The 12987-nt window shown below is 59.4% G+C and carries 10 protein-coding genes and 2 pseudogenes; 5 read left to right on the top strand and 7 right to left on the bottom strand.

What is annotated here, in order from left to right; translation table 11 throughout:
• Nucleotides 1-389: 389 nt before the first annotated feature.
• The 3 genes from gyrB to dnaA form a co-directional block, all read right to left on the bottom strand.
• Nucleotides 390-2861, bottom strand: coding sequence for a DNA topoisomerase (ATP-hydrolyzing) subunit B (gene gyrB, locus QYH69_RS35200; protein ID WP_308836242.1), 2472 nt, complete (start codon nucleotides 2859-2861; stop codon nucleotides 390-392).
• A 113-nt stretch (nucleotides 2862-2974) separates the two neighbouring features.
• Complete coding sequence (gene dnaN, locus QYH69_RS35195) at nucleotides 2975-4078, bottom strand: DNA polymerase III subunit beta (protein WP_308836241.1); 1104 nt, start codon at nucleotides 4076-4078, stop codon at nucleotides 2975-2977.
• 336 nt (nucleotides 4079-4414) lie between these two features.
• Nucleotides 4415-6049 (bottom strand): chromosomal replication initiator protein DnaA, encoded by a 1635-nt coding sequence (dnaA, locus tag QYH69_RS35190; RefSeq protein WP_308836240.1) that lies wholly within the window; start codon nucleotides 6047-6049, stop codon nucleotides 4415-4417.
• Nucleotides 6050-6559: 510 nt separating this feature from the next.
• On the opposite strand from dnaA, the gene rpmH reads away from it, so the two are divergent.
• The 4 genes from rpmH (at nucleotide 6560) to yidC (ending at nucleotide 9272) form a co-directional block, all read left to right on the top strand.
• Nucleotides 6560-6694: a 50S ribosomal protein L34 gene (gene rpmH, locus QYH69_RS35185; RefSeq protein ID WP_004198824.1), complete on the top strand. Its 135-nt coding sequence runs from the start codon at nucleotides 6560-6562 to the stop codon at nucleotides 6692-6694.
• A gap of 110 nt (nucleotides 6695-6804) precedes the next feature.
• A complete protein-coding gene (gene rnpA / locus QYH69_RS35180; protein WP_374992564.1) occupies nucleotides 6805-7308 on the top strand; it encodes a ribonuclease P protein component in 504 nt (167 codons plus the stop codon).
• A 37-nt stretch (nucleotides 7309-7345) separates the two neighbouring features.
• A complete protein-coding gene (gene yidD, locus QYH69_RS35175; protein WP_219798432.1) occupies nucleotides 7346-7576 on the top strand; it encodes a membrane protein insertion efficiency factor YidD in 231 nt (76 codons plus the stop codon).
• A gap of 28 nt (nucleotides 7577-7604) precedes the next feature.
• Nucleotides 7605-9272 carry a membrane protein insertase YidC gene (yidC, locus tag QYH69_RS35170; protein WP_308836239.1) on the top strand — a complete coding sequence of 556 codons (1668 nt, stop codon included), beginning with the start codon at nucleotides 7605-7607 and terminating at the stop codon, nucleotides 9270-9272.
• Nucleotides 9273-9426: 154 nt separating this feature from the next.
• On the opposite strand, the gene QYH69_RS35165 is transcribed toward yidC, so the two are convergent.
• On the bottom strand, nucleotides 9427-9858 hold the full coding sequence (locus tag QYH69_RS35165; protein WP_308836238.1) for a helix-turn-helix domain-containing protein: 432 nt from the start codon (nucleotides 9856-9858) through the stop codon (nucleotides 9427-9429).
• Between the two features lie 351 nt (nucleotides 9859-10209).
• Here QYH69_RS35165 and mnmE point away from each other — a divergent pair, with 351 nt between their 5' ends.
• Nucleotides 10210-11631, top strand: coding sequence for a tRNA uridine-5-carboxymethylaminomethyl(34) synthesis GTPase MnmE (gene mnmE / locus QYH69_RS35160; RefSeq protein ID WP_308836237.1), 1422 nt, complete (start codon nucleotides 10210-10212; stop codon nucleotides 11629-11631).
• Nucleotides 11632-11774: 143 nt separating this feature from the next.
• Here mnmE and QYH69_RS35155 read toward each other — a convergent pair.
• The 3 genes and pseudogenes from QYH69_RS35155 to QYH69_RS35145 all read right to left on the bottom strand — a co-directional run.
• A pseudogene (locus tag QYH69_RS35155) lies at nucleotides 11775-11975 on the bottom strand (hypothetical protein); the annotation flags it as partial.
• A 443-nt stretch (nucleotides 11976-12418) separates the two neighbouring features.
• Nucleotides 12419-12589, bottom strand: coding sequence for a hypothetical protein (locus QYH69_RS35150; RefSeq protein ID WP_198039168.1), 171 nt, complete (start codon nucleotides 12587-12589; stop codon nucleotides 12419-12421).
• A 172-nt stretch (nucleotides 12590-12761) separates the two neighbouring features.
• Nucleotides 12762-12914, bottom strand: a pseudogene (locus QYH69_RS35145) (LysE family translocator); the annotation flags it as partial.
• Nucleotides 12915-12987: the final 73 nt, after the last annotated feature.

Genomic DNA, 12987 nt, shown 5'->3' with positions numbered 1-12987 from the left:
CCAAGCGGTCTTAGGAAGACAAAACATTCTACCAACTCCTTGGCTCACAGAACGACATGGCTACGATCCGACTTGTAGGCAGCTGTTCCGCGACAGCTAACGCCAAGTTGAGCACGAAGCATCTTCGCCAATTCGACCAAGCCTGGCATTGGCCGGGTCAGTGACGTTGAGGCGTTTTTTCGTAGCTAGTTTGGGACAACGCGGTATCACGCCTGCTCAATGAAACTATCTGAGTATCACGCAGACCTCGTTACTATGGCGTGACACACGGATGCGTACGGAGCTGCGCTGCTTCTCATCAATACATGTTCATTTGAATAGAAAAGACCCATAAGTTTCTCAACTTATGGGTCAGCTTTTCTCAGGTTATGCGTCTAGTTACAACAGAGTTAAACATCAATATTCCCCGCACGCAGCGCATTCGACTCAATAAACGCTCGACGAGGTTCCACCTCATCGCCCATGAGCGTGGTGAAGATTCCATCTGCAGCAATGGCGTCTTCGATCTGCACCCGAAGAAGTCGTCGCACGTTCGGGTCCATAGTCGTCTCCCAAAGCTGCTCAGGATTCATCTCGCCCAGACCCTTATACCGCTGCTTCGAAACATTGCGCTCAGCGTCCGCAATCAGCCACTTCATCGCACTCTTAAAGTCGCCAACCGCCATGCTGCGTTCGCCACGCTTGATTACCGCACCAGTCCCAATCAAACCTTTGAACGTATTCGCCGTATTAACGAGCTGCTGATAATCCGCCGTCAACTGGAACTCTTCATCGATGACGGAAACCTTCACATTCCCGTGATGCCGCCGCTCAACCCTTAGCGATCGCAACTCGCGCACCGGGTCATACATCGGGTACACGCTGACCTCAGGCTTCAACGCATCATCACGCAGCTTTGCCTCAAGCGCCTTAGCCGATGCCTCCGTAGAAGCCTCATTAGAGAGATCAATCGTGACCCCATCCATCACGGCTTCAAGCGAATTCGCGTCATACAGCCTGCTCAACCGCTCAACCACCGCTTGCGCAAGCAAATATGAACGAGCAAGTTCACCAAGCGCATCGCCAGCGATCGGCGTAGCGCCTTCGGAGGCAATCAGTTCCGACCCATTCAACGCCAAACGAAGCATATGCGCATTAAGCTCCGCCCCATCCTTAAGATACCGCTCATCCTTGCCCGCCTTGACCTTATAAAGCGGCGGCTGCGCGATATAGATATAGCCGCGCTCGATCATCTCGGGCATTTGCCGATAGAAGAACGTCAGCAGCAAGGTCCGGATGTGCGCGCCGTCAACGTCAGCGTCGGTCATGATGATGATGCGGTGATAGCGGAGCTTATCGAGGTTGTAATCCTCTTTGCCGATGCCACATCCAAGCGCGGTAATCAGCGTAACGATCTGCTCGGACGACAAAAGCTTGTCATACCGAGCCTTTTCAACATTCAGCACCTTTCCACGCAGCGGCAAAATCGCCTGGAACTTCCGATCGCGTCCCTGCTTGGCCGACCCACCCGCCGAGTCACCCTCAACGATATAAATCTCCGACTTGGCCGGATCCTTCTCCTGGCAATCAGCAAGCTTGCCAGGCAGCCCAACGCCATCGAGCACACCCTTGCGCCGCGTCATCTCCCGCGCTTTCCGCGCCGCATCGCGAGCCCGCGCAGCATCGACAATCTTCCCGCAAATAATCTTCGCGTCATTCGGCGTCTCGAGCAGAAACTCTTCAAGCGCCTTAGCGACAACCTCTTCAACCGGCGCCCGCACTTCAGACGACACAAGCTTGTCCTTCGTCTGCGAACTGAACTTAGGCTCAGGAACCTTCACCGACAACACGCACGAAAGCCCTTCGCGCATATCGTCACCAGAAGTCTCGACCTTAGCCTTCTTGGCAATCTCCTGATCGGTGATGTACTTGTTAATCACCCGCGTCATCGCCGCACGCAAACCGGTCAGATGCGTGCCGCCATCGCGCTGAGGAATGTTGTTCGTAAAGCAGAGCACGTTCTCGTTGTAGCTATCGTTCCACTGCATAGCCACTTCCACGCCCACGCCTTCCTTCTCGCCGACGATATGAAAAATCGTCGGGTGCAGCACGCTTTTGGTCTTGTTGATGTACTCAACAAAGCCTTTAACGCCACCGCCCAGCGCAAAATCGTCTTCCTTACCCGACCGCAGATCGGTGAGCTTGATCCGCACACCGTTATTAAGGAACGACAACTCGCGAATCCGCTTGGCCAGAATGTCGTAGTGGTATTCGACATTGCCGAAGATCGTCTCATCGGCCATAAAATGCACTTCGGTCCCGCGATTCTCCGTATCGCCCACCACCGGAATCGGCGAAACGCGGTCGCCATCCACTTCCTCGATAGTGCGGTTCTGCGGCACGCCGCGATGAAACTCCATAAAGTGCTTCTTGCCATCGCGGCGCACAGTCAGCCGCAGCCACGACGAAAGCGCGTTCACGCACGACACGCCCACGCCGTGCAAACCGCCCGACACCTTATAGCTGTTCTGATCGAACTTGCCGCCGGCGTGCAGTTCCGTCATCACGATTTCCGCTGCGCTGCGCTTCGGATCGTGCTTGTCATCCATCTTCAGGCCCGTCGGAATGCCGCGGCCATTATCGGTAACCGAAACCGAGTTATCGGCGTGAATAATCACCTGAATATCGTCGCAATAACCGGCCAGCGCTTCGTCGATCGAATTGTCGAGCACCTCGAATACGAGGTGGTGCAAACCGGTCCCGTCCGACGTGTCGCCAATGTACATACCCGGTCGCTTGCGCACCGCCTCCAGACCCTCCAGGATCTGAATCGACGAGGCGCCGTAGCTGTTATCGGGTTGGGTATGGTTCAGTTCACTCATGGGTTCCTTCCGGTTCTGCGTACTGCTTCGTTACTGCACGGGGTATTTTCAAAACACCATAAAAACGCCAAAGGGGCGATGCGCCCCTTGGTCTGTTCTTATTGTCGGTCGCGTTAGATGCGCATCGGCATCACCACGTATTTGAACTCGTCGTTCTCGGGTATCGTGATCAGCGCGCTCGAACTCGCGTCGCCCAGGCTCACCTGCAACATGTCCACCTTCAGGTTCGCCAATACGTCCAACAGGTACGTCACGTTAAAACCGATATCGACCGCGTCGCCCTGATAAGCGATTTCCAGTTCTTCCTGCGCTTCTTCCTGGTCCGCATTCGTCGACATGATCTTCAGCTGGCCCGGCTCGATAATGCAGCGCACGCCCTTGAACTTGTCCGACGTCAAAATCGCCGCGCGCTGCAGCGAGCGCTGCAGTTCCTCTCGCCCAATCACAAACGTGTTCTTGTGCGTCTTCGGAATCACGCGCTGGAAATCGGGGAATTTGCCTTCCACGAGCTTCGACACGAGTTCCACCTGGCCGAAGCTGAATTTCACCTGCGTCTGCGCGATATCGATTTTCAGCACGTCGTCGATATCTTCGAGCAGACGTTGCAGTTCGAGAATCGTCTTACGCGGAATGATCACTTCCTGGCGCGCGAAGTTGCCTTCGATCTTCATCGAAGAAAACGCAAGGCGGTGGCCGTCCGTCGCAACCGCCATCAGCTGGCCACCGTCCACGACGAGCAGCATGCCGTTCAGGTAGTAACGGATGTCCTGCTGCGCCATCGCGAAATACACCATGCCGAGCAGCTGGCGGAACGTCTTCTGCGGAACCGCGAGGTTCGCGCCGAAATCCTTCGCTTGCGCGACTGTGGGGAACTCGTCCGCAGCCAACGTTTGCAACGCAAAGCGGCTCTTGCCGGACTGCACCGTCAGACGCTTGTCGTTCAGCGTCAAGGTGACCTGCCCGTCGGGCATCGCCCGCAGAATGTCGAGGAGTTTTCTTGCTGCTACCGTGGTCGCGACCGATTCGCCTCCGACGCCAAAGTCGCCGTGCGTCGTGATCTGAAGCTCGAGGTCCGTAGATAGGAACGACACATCGGGGCCGTTCTTGGTAATCAGCAGATTGGCGAGGATCGGCAACGTATGGCGGCGTTCAACAATGCCACTCACGGTTTGCAGCGGCCTGAGCAGGTTGTCTCGTTCGGTCTTGACCAGTTGCATAGAGTTCCTTCGTTGATGTATCGGCCCGCTCGCGTCGCCCGACCGCTTCGATGCGCACTGAGGCCCCGGCCCCCCGCCGGCGCCCGCCATCTCGCTGGCGCGCGCCGTCCGGCGTCATTCGTCTACCCCGTCCGGCGCCCGTTCGACGGCCAGACGGTTAAACCTATATTGTGCCTGAAAACGGTAGCGCTTCCCTAAAATGGGGGCGCTCGGCGAAATAAACAGAACGATTTTGCCGATCTGCCGCGATGCGCCGACCGTGCTCGCGCATTACACCCGACGTCGCATATGCGGCCGCCGCCGGCTTCCCGCCGGTTGCGCCGCAGCGCCGGCGCATCAGCCCTTGAGCGTCTGTTCGAGCACGTGCAGCTCGTGGTTCAGTTGCGCGTCCTTGCCCCGTTCGTCCGCGATCTTGCGCACCGCGTGCAGCACGGTCGTATGGTCGCGGCCGCCGAAGAGTTCGCCGATTTCCGGCAGGCTCTTCTGCGTCAATTCCTTCGCCAGGTACATCGCGATCTGCCGCGGCCGCGCAATGTTCGCAGGCCGCTTCTTCGAATACATATCCGCGACCTTGATGCTGTAGAAGTCAGCGACGGTCTTCTGAATATTTTCGACAGAAATTTGCCGGTTCTGAACCGTCAGCAAATCTTTTAGTGCTTCCTTCGTCAGCTCGATCGAGATCTCGCGGCCGTGGAACTTCGAGTACGCGAGGATTTTCCGCAGCGCGCCCTCGAGCTCGCGCACGTTCGACCGAAGATGCTTCGCAACGAAGAACGCAACGTCTTCCGAAAGACTCACGCCTTCCGATTGCGCCTTGCGCATCAGAATCGCGACGCGCATCTCAAGCTCGGGCGGTTCGATTGCGACGGTGAGGCCTGAATCGAAGCGCGAGATCAGACGATCGTCGATACCGGAGATTTCTTTCGGATACGTATCGCTGGTGATGATCACCTGCGCCTTGTTCGCGACGAGTGCTTCGAACGCGTAGAAAAACTCTTCCTGCGTGCGCGACTTTCCGGAGAAGAACTGGATATCGTCGATCAGCAGCAGGTCGAGCGAGTGGTAGTAGCGCTTGAAGTCGTCGAAGGCTTTACGCTGGTAAGCCTTCACGACGTCCGATACGTACTGTTCCGCGTGGATGTAGCGGATGCGCGCACCCGCTTTGTCCATCAGCAGCTGATTGCCGATCGCGTGGATCAGATGCGTCTTGCCGAGGCCCACGCCGCCGTACAGGAACAGCGGGTTGTACGACACGCCCGGGTTGTCGGCGACCTGGATCGCCGCCGCGCGCGCGAGCTGGTTCGCTTTACCGGTGACGAAATTGTCGAAGGTCAGCACCGGGTTCAGCTTCGAACGCTCGTACATCGAGTCGGTCGCGTCGCTGCTGCTGGCGGCCGCGGCGCCTTGCGGCGGACGCCACGTGCGGCGGGCGGCGGCCGCTTCGTTTGCGTCGAGGCTCGGCAGGTCGAGGTCGGCGGAATCGTCCGCGCTTTGATGTGACGAATGATGGATCGCGTGCGCATGCTGGGCGGCAGCGCTAAGCGCGCCATTGACCGCGGACATGCTGCCGGCCGTCACGCCGCCGCCGAAGCCGCTCGCGCCGGCACGCGCAGCTTGCGCCGCTTGCACGGCGCTCACGGCCGCATCGACGGCAGCCGCGCCGCCATTCAGCGCGGACGCGGACGGACGCACTTGCGCAGCCTGCGGGATGCCGCGCATCGATGCCTTGGGATCGAGAACGAACTGCACGTCGACCGGCGTATGCCAGAAGTCGCGCGCGAGGTCGGTGATTCGTCCGGAAAACTGGCTCTTGACCCAGTCGAGCTTGAACCGGTTCGGCGCCGCAATGCTCAACGTGTTCGCGTCGGCGTCGAAGGAGACCGGGGCCAACGGTTTGATCCACGTCACGTACTGCTGGGGCGTCAATTCACGCTCCAGCAATGCGGAACAGTGTTGCCAGAATTCGTTCATCGAGTCGCTGTCGTTATGGTTGCACCGCGCATTCGCCGCTGCTCTTGTCACTTCACGCGACGAGGCCCGAAGCAGCCGGACGAAACAGCTCCAAACGCTTGCGCCACAAGGCTTTGCGGCGGTAAGCGAAACGGAGCGGCGTGCAGGATTCTTGGGATGTAAGGCGAGATTCTAAACCCAAATCGTGCGGGAAAGTTGAGTTATCCACAGGGCACGATCAACTGCGCGCGACGTGCTTTGCCACCGTGAAGCGCCCTTCGGTTTGGTCTGGATCCCGCTTGGGCGTTGCCCGAATGCATGCCTAAACTATTGACGGCCAAAAGAAAACCGGTTTAAATAGCGGGTTCCGCAGAAACCAATTTCCCGTGCCGCCCGGCCAGCACACAGGCCGGGTCGCCAGGCGCCCGATCAGGCAGTACAGGCAGTAATCAGGCGGCGCGCCGAACAGTCCGCAAGCGGTCCAGAAGAGCGGCCCTCTGTGGTCATTTCACACAAGAAAGTGAGAGCAACATGAAACGTACTTACCAACCTTCCGTTACCCGTCGCAAGCGCACCCATGGCTTTCGCGTGCGCATGAAGACCGCCGGCGGCCGCAAGGTCATCAACGCTCGCCGCGCGAAGGGCCGTAAGCGTCTGGCCATCTAAGGCAGACACGGTCGCCGTCGTAACCGCTTTGCCGCGATCGTTGCCAGTGTCATTGCCACGGTCTCTTCGCGCAAAGTCGTCTGCGGTCTTCGTCTATCTTGTCCCGCGCTGTGGCTGATACCCGCGATGTGGCGGGAACGGCAGCAGCGCAGCAGAACGTCACCGTTCCGATGCAGCGAGCGCAAGCCGCCTTTCCCAAAGCCGCCCGGCTGCTCAAAACGGATGAGTTCTCATCCGTTTTTCGTTTGCGCCCGTGGCGGCGTACCGCGCATTTCGTTGTCTATGCGCGGCCCACGGGGAGTGACGCGCGGCTGGGTCTCGTCATCGGAAAGAAGTTCGCACCGCGCGCGGCCACGCGAAATCTGATCCGCCGGCTTGCTCGCGAAGCGTTCCGGTTGCGTCGCGTGGAATTTGGCGGGTGGGACGTGCTGATCCGGCTTCACACGAAGATCGACAAGAAGGCTTTTCCAAGTGCGGCGTCGCCGCCGTTGAAAGCGTTGTTCCGCGGCGAAATCGACGTGCTGCTCGATAAGGTGGGGCGCGAGATCGCGCGGCGGGAAGCCGCGGCGCCCACGGTTGCCGAGACGCCCGCCAAACCGCCGGCGGCGTCATGAAGGTCGAAGCGTGTTGGGCGGCCCGGCCGCTGTAACCATGCAAACGGTACTGTTCGCTTTACTGCGGTTTTACAAAGTTGCCGTGAGTCCGCTGCTCGGCAACCGGTGCCGTTTTTATCCTTCCTGTTCTGATTACGCGCGCGAAGCAATCCAGTATCATGGCGCCGCGCGCGGAACGTACCTCGCCGCCAGGCGTCTGTGCCGCTGCCACCCGTTTTCGGCCGGCGGCGTCGATCTAGTCCCGCCACCCAAATCTGAAAAGCGCTGATGCGCTCTCGCCTCGACTGAGACAACGCATGGATATCAAACGCACGGTCCTATGGGTCATCTTCTTCGTATCGCTTGTCATGCTGTTCGACAACTGGCAGCGGTTCCATGGGCACCCGTCGATGTTCTTCCCGAGCGCGACGCCGACGCGCACTGCGACCACCGCCGCGTCCGGCACGACGACGCCCGGCACGCAGGCGTCGGATCTGCCGCAGACCACTAGCGCCGGCACCGCGCCCGGCACGACGACGCCGGCCGAACAGAAAGCCCAGCAGATTCCGTTCAGCACCGACGTGTATCGCGGCGACATCGATACGCAGGGCGGCACGCTGTCGAAGCTCACGCTGATCAAGCAAGGCGATGGTAAGCAGCCGGACCTCGTGATTACGCTGTTCGATCACACGAAGGACCATACGTATCTCGCGCGTACGGGCCTCTTCGGTGGCGATTATCCGAATCACAACGACATCTTCACGCCGGTGCCGAACCAGCTGCACGATCTCGCGGCCAACCAGAACACGATGCAGATCAGCCTCGAGTCGCCGGTCAAGGGCGGCGTGAAGGTCATTAAGACCTACACGTTCACGCGCGGCAGCTACGTGATCAACGTCGATACGAAGGTCGAGAACGTCGGCACGACGCCGGTCTCGCCGACTGCGTACATGGAACTCGTGCGCGACAGCCAGCCCGTCGAAACGCCGCGCTTCTCGCATACGTTCATCGGGCCGGCGGTCTACACGTCCGAGCATCACTTCCAGAAGCTGTCGTTTAGCGACGTCGACAAGAACAAGGACGATTACGCCACCTCGGCCAACAACGGCTGGGTCGCGATGGTCCAGCACTACTTCGCATCCGCGTGGATTCCGAAAGAGGGCGTCGAGCGCAAGATCTACATCAACAAGCTCGATCCGTCGCTGTATCGCGTCGGCGTCACGCAACAGTTGCCGACCATTCAGCCGGGTCAGTCGTACGACGTATCGGCGCGCCTCTTCGCGGGTCCGGAAGAAGAGCGGATGCTCGAAGGCATCGCGCCAGGCCTCGAGCTCGTCAAGGACTACGGCTGGGTGACGATCATCGCGAAGCCGCTCTTCTGGCTGCTCGAGAAGATCCACAGCTATGTCGGCAACTGGGGCTGGGCGATCGTGCTGCTTACGCTGCTGATCAAGGCCGTGTTCTTCCCGCTGTCGGCCGCGAGCTACAAGTCGATGGCGCGCATGAAGGAGATCACGCCGCGCATGCAGGCGCTGCGCGAACGCTTCAAGGGCGATCCGCAGAAGATGAATCAGGCGCTCATGGAGCTGTACAAAACCGAGAAGGTAAACCCGTTCGGTGGCTGTCTGCCGGTCGTGATTCAGATTCCGGTGTTTATTTCGCTGTATTGGGTGCTGCTGTCGTCGGTTGAAATGCGCGGCGCACCGTGGATTCTCTGGATTCACGATCTGTCGCAACAGGATCCGTACTACATTCTGCCGGTGCTGATGGCCGTCTCGATGTTCATTCAGACGCGTCTGAACCCGACGCCGCCGGACCCGGTTCAAGCCAAGATGATGATGTTCATGCCGATCGCGTTCTCGGTCATGTTCTTTTTCTTCCCGGCCGGCCTCGTGCTGTACTACGTCGTGAACAACGTGCTGTCGATCGCGCAGCAGTACTACATCACGCGGATGATGGGTGTAGGGAAGAAGAAACCGGCGTGATCCGATTGCGCAGCGCCTCGGGCGCCGCGAGTTTTTCGCCAGACAAAAGCCGTCCTTCGGAACTGAAGGACGGCTTTTTTATCGGCTGTTGTTGGCTTGGTTGACTGTCGTTATGCGCGATCGCCGGGCGCACCGGTCGATCGCTACTGGTCGGTTAATCATCCTCGACGTCGCCGTAGAATTGCGCGACCAGTTCCTGCACCAGATAGCGATGGTGCGGCATCAACGATTCGATCTTGTTCGCCAGTTCGAGCGACTCGGGCGAAGCCGGGTACTTCTCTTCAGGCGGCGGAGGCGGCGCAGGCTTTGGTTTCCTCTTCGAGGTCGTCACCTTTGGCGGGGGCCCGTAGTGCAACCAGTGCAAGTCGACGCGCAGCGCTCTCGCAAGCGTCTCGAGCTTGTCCAGTTTCGGGATCGTGCGGCCTTTGAGCCATTTGTCGACGGTCTGCGTCGTGACAGACTCGCCTTCGAAGCGCAAGTTGAAGAACCGCGCGAGCTCGGTCGGGCCTTCCGGCTTTTCCGGAACGCGTCTTAACGCAAGCTTTAGGCGATCGGCAAAGGCCTGTTTTTCATTGATCGTAGGCATGGCGAGATTGTGCATTCGCATTCTCAATCCGTAGCCAACCGTACAGGCTAGATGTAGCCTAATCGAGATACAACCACCTTAACTGAGAATTGGATAGGACAATACTGAAGAGACCACGAGAACGCAGGAATACAAGTTTGCGACGCGGTCATATATAACAATTGGATCGCAATCTTCTTAGCTTGTCCGTTGTTTAGCTTATCTCAAATAAGATAAGTCTGTATGTTCGACGGCTGATCTAAGACTCTACGTCGGTCAGAAGCCATGGTCCACCAGCACGCTACAATGCTCGACGCCTGAACGACCTGTTCCACGCGTCGGGATTGCGAATTTTCAGATTATCGATTTTCTATGCTCTCAACCGATTCCGATCCCATCGTTGCCATCGCGACCGCACCCGGACGCGGCGGGATCGGCGTCGTGCGGATCTCGATCGGACGGGCGGGCGAGGCGGCCGCCGAATCGTTGATGCGCGCACTGACCGGGCAGGTACTGAAGCCGCGTCACGCGAGCTACGTCGGGTTTCTCGACGACGCGGGCAACGCACTCGATCACGGCATCGCACTGTACTTTCCGGCGCCGCATTCCTACACCGGCGAGCACGTGCTCGAGCTGCAGGGCCACGGCGGCCCGATCGTGCTACAGCTCGTGCTGCAACGCTGCGTCGACGCGGGCCAAGACTTTGCGCTGCGCCTCGCCGAGCCCGGCGAATTCACGCGTCGCGCCTTCCTCAACGACAAGCTCGACCTCGCGCAGGCGGAAGCCGTCGCGGATCTGATCGAGGCAAGCACGGAGGCTGCGGCGCGCTCGGCCGGACGATCGCTCGAGGGCGCGTTTTCACGCGACATCCACGCGCTCGTCGAAGAAGTCGTCACGCTGCGCATGCTGGTCGAAGCGACGCTCGATTTCCCGGAAGAGGAAATCGACTTCCTCGAAGCCGCAGACGCGCGCGGCAAGCTCGCGCGAATCCGTGAGCGCCTTGCGGCCGTGCTTCGCGACGCGCGCCAGGGCGCGCTGCTGCGCGAAGGACTGTCGGTCGTGCTGGCGGGACAACCGAATGTCGGTAAGTCGTCGCTGCTGAACGCGCTGGCCGGCGCCGAACTGGCGATCGTCACGCCTATCGCCGGCACCACGCGCGACAAGGTCGCGCAGACGATTCAGATCGAAGGAATTCCGCTGCACGTGGTCGACACGGCAGGACTGCGCGACACGGAAGACGAAGTCGAGAAGATCGGGATTGCCCGCACGTGGAGCGAGATCGAAAAAGCTGACGTCGTGCTGCACCTGCTCGACGCACGCGCAGTCATGACCGCCGAAGACAAGCGAATCGCCGAGCGCTTTCCCAAAGGAGTACCGGTACTGCGGGTCTTGAATAAGACAGATCTGACAGAACTCCCGGCGGCCGTGCGTGACCTCGAAGCCGAAGACGGCAAAGCAGAAGGCGCGCGCTGCGCCGACCTGCGCGAGGTCCGTCTTTCGGCGAAACACGGGGACGGCATCGAGTTGCTGCGCGCCGAACTACTGCGCATCGCCGGATGGCAGGCCGGAGCAGAAAGCGTTTATCTTGCGCGCGAGCGCCATTTGATCGCACTGCGCGCGGCCGACGAACACCTGACGCTCGCCGCTCAGCACGCCGATCAAAACGCGCACGCGCTCGATCTGTTCGCCGAAGAAATGAGGCTCGCGCAAGAGCAATTGAACTCGATCACCGGGGAATTTTCGTCTGATGATCTGCTGGGGGTTATTTTCAGCCGCTTTTGTATCGGCAAGTAGCGAAGAAGCAAAACAAAGAAGCAAAACCATCGCACCGACACGCGGGCGCGCCGGCCGGATGCCGAACGTCAGGCGGACTGCACAGCATCCTGCGTTCCGTCAGCCGATTCGATCGGTTGCGGAAACAGCACGCCGAAGCCACCCGCATCGAACTCATCGAGTTCGAGCAGCAAACTATCGATCGCGCACAGCTGTGCTTTGGTGAGCATTGGCGCTTCGAGCAACCGATGCAGTCGCTGTCGCCAATACGCCGATGTGAGAATGGGACCGCCGAAATCGCCAGTCAGTGATGGACGCATCACGCGTGAAATATGAGCAATATCGCGATCGAGCAACCCGTTCATATGCGCCCCCCCGGTGCAATAGTCAGGTTCCTGCGTTCTGTTACTTCTGATCTTCTGAGGATTAATGTAGCGCCGTTTTCATCGCCGCGCCACTTTCCAGCAGCAGACGGCCGCATTTAATGCGCAGTGGGAGGAATTCACGCGTCACCTGCAACGCGAGCGCGGTTGCAGTCGCAATCGGCGAACAGTGCAGAGGCAAAGGACGAAGCGGAGTAAAACGGCGCGGACCGCGGCGCACGCGAACAGGCTGCAAGGGCTCATCGTCCGTTACCTGGCGGCGCTTGCGGCGCTGAACCGCACAACGCGGCAAGCGCGGAACACAGCCACAGAGACAACCAGCACCGATTGAAGCAGGTCATCCTGGCGTAGGAACCAATGCTCGGGAAAGACGATTTCGGATGCCCCCGCCGATAGCGGAAGGCATTCGGTTTCGCCACACACGCTCAGTGATGCAGCAGGCTACGAATCGGGTGCCGCCAATCCATCCGACGGGCCGCGTCAAACTCCTCTTCGAGCTGATGGCGATGCTCCTGCCAAAGCTCATCGGAAAAGAGAAACGCGACGATCAGAAGCGGCACGATCAGAAACGCGCCTAGAACCAGATGCTCGATCACATTAGCCTCCGTGGATCGACGTTGACTCGCAATTTCATTGTAGGCGTCCCACCTGCTGCCGCGTGCCATCCATTTCGGTAAGCACGCACAATCTTCACTGATCTTGCAGACACGATCTTTTCGCCGAGGTTCACCGCGAATGGAGCGTCGCTACGCGGGTGACGCAAAGCGCTTAGGCAGCGGCCTTTTTCCAGGCCGCTGCGAGCATGCCGGCCCCGATCAGTAAGGTTCCACCCGTGCGATTCACAGCAAGCTGCACGCCAGGTCGGCGGATCGCTCGACGAGCCGCCGACGCGAGCAGCGCGTAACCAAGCGCATTAAGCGTAAGTCGGATCGTAGCCATGTCGTTCTGTGAGCCAAGGAGTTGGTAGAATGTTTTGTCTTCCTAAGACCGCTTG

The organism is Paraburkholderia sp. SARCC-3016, from assembly GCF_031119615.1.
Taxonomy (GTDB): Bacteria; Pseudomonadota; Gammaproteobacteria; order Burkholderiales; family Burkholderiaceae; genus Paraburkholderia.
The sequence above is the reverse complement of the archived record's forward strand: the minus strand, read 5'-3'. Positions and strand labels throughout refer to the sequence as shown.

Bases quoted from the DNA above. Each gene is read 5' to 3' on its own strand.
- rpmH (WP_004198824.1), top strand. From the start codon at position 6,560: ATGAAACGTACTTACCAACCTTCCGTTACCCGTCGCAAGCGCACCCAT.
- dnaA (WP_308836240.1), bottom strand. From the start codon at position 6,049: ATGAACGAATTCTGGCAACACTGTTCCGCATTGCTGGAGCGTGAATTG.
- gyrB (WP_308836242.1), bottom strand. From the start codon at position 2,861: ATGAGTGAACTGAACCATACCCAACCCGATAACAGCTACGGCGCCTCG.
- dnaN (WP_308836241.1), bottom strand. From the start codon at position 4,078: ATGCAACTGGTCAAGACCGAACGAGACAACCTGCTCAGGCCGCTGCAA.
- yidD (WP_219798432.1), top strand. From the start codon at position 7,346: ATGCAAACGGTACTGTTCGCTTTACTGCGGTTTTACAAAGTTGCCGTG.
- mnmE (WP_308836237.1), top strand. From the start codon at position 10,210: ATGCTCTCAACCGATTCCGATCCCATCGTTGCCATCGCGACCGCACCC.
- yidC (WP_308836239.1), top strand. From the start codon at position 7,605: ATGGATATCAAACGCACGGTCCTATGGGTCATCTTCTTCGTATCGCTT.
- QYH69_RS35165 (WP_308836238.1), bottom strand. From the start codon at position 9,858: ATGCCTACGATCAATGAAAAACAGGCCTTTGCCGATCGCCTAAAGCTT.